At 42.9% G+C, this 1,512-nt stretch carries 1 protein-coding gene; it reads right to left on the reverse strand.

Going from position 1 to position 1,512, the window contains the following annotated elements:
* A partial coding sequence (locus tag ACQ3G7_RS24675) for a hypothetical protein (RefSeq protein ID WP_430893007.1) occupies positions 1-1,512 on the reverse strand: 1,512 nt, incomplete at both ends.

The following is a 1,512-nucleotide window of genomic DNA, read 5'->3' on the forward strand; positions in this document are numbered from 1 at the left end:
ATCTGATAGGTGTTGTCGTCAACGCTGATGTAATACTCTTTGTTACTGTTATGGTTAACGGAAGGAACATAAACCTCAGCGTCCTTTATTTTCTGTTTAGACATTTCCCATATGTTTACATCCGTCCGTGCGTATTTTTTATTAATCCCCCGGACGGGCGAAACCTGCTGAACATCAGGAATAAGTGACCGGAGACTTCCGGGTTGATTAAAGCGCTGTATGGTGAATTTAGCGATATCCTTGATCGCCAACGGGTCAATAAGGTCTATCAATGCTATCAGGCTGATTTTTGCAATTTTCAGCGCACTGAATGCGACATCTTTAGCCATTTCTCTGATCACATAGGACAACAGCGCCTTACCGACTAATCCGGATTTTACGCCCTGGCGAAAAAGTTCTGTTATCGATCTTATTTTGCTTAGCACTGTGGCGATCTGAATGCCCGCCCCCACCGCGACACAAACGACACCAATGACATCAAGCAGAACGGAGTCGATGTCAATTTTATATTCAGGGTCGTTATCGCGATAGTAAATCTCGCGATAAAAAGGAACCACCGCAAATGCAATCTGTTGTAACACCGACGGGGTATAAAGTGATTTCTTACGGGCATCCGCCGTATGTTTAAACATAGATACCAGGCTGGTATTTAATGTTTTTACCAGATTTTCATGCGGCTGATTTGCATTCTCTTTTAAATCAAGAATCAACCCATGATATTTACCTTCGGTGAAAGGCGTTGGATACTTCAGCTCGCCTTCATCATTATAAACAGTGCTCAGCAACGCTGTTCTGATATGCCGCCATTTAAACTCAAAACCCCATAATGCCCCTGAATCCTTTCGCCCGAAACGTTCGCGGAAAAAGTCTTCGGAATAGACCGGGCCATAAGTGACACCTTTCAGTGCCACAGGTGACAGCGTAGTAATTCCGGACAGATACTCATTTGCTGACATTTCCGCAGCCGTATAAACCTTACTGAACAGGGCGTCAGGAAAGAGTGAAAAGAAAATCCACCGGCCATCATGCAACTGAACAAAAAGCATTTCCCCGGGTATGATATCCTCATCATGCTCTGACGTTTTGACATTGATGCGAAACCTTTTTTTTGTTTTCTCGAGAATATCAGACAATGTCAGCCCGGAGATTAATAACAGGTTTTTTGCCATCTCACTGGCATCATAGGCGCTGTATTTTTCTTTATAGACATTAAACTGGCTGACATACTCTTTCTGCTCAGAAAAATATTCACTGCCGAGTAAACCGGAAAGTGGAGTGTACCCCTCGGGGATCCCGGCGACCTGGGTTAAGGGATTAAGGCGGTAAATATCTGCATAGTAACTGTCAACGATTTTTTTAAAATCATGCCCTTGCAGATCTTTGGCTGTTTTTTTATTTTTCAAAAACCAGTAGAGAGTGGGTGCAAGGAAAGACAGAACTTCCGAACTTTCATCAAAATGCAAATTGTTTTTATTTATTTTTTCTGCCTGCTCATTTGCCCAGATAATATCG

The organism is Kosakonia sp. N21, from assembly GCF_050587465.1.
Classification (GTDB): Bacteria; Pseudomonadota; Gammaproteobacteria; order Enterobacterales; family Enterobacteriaceae.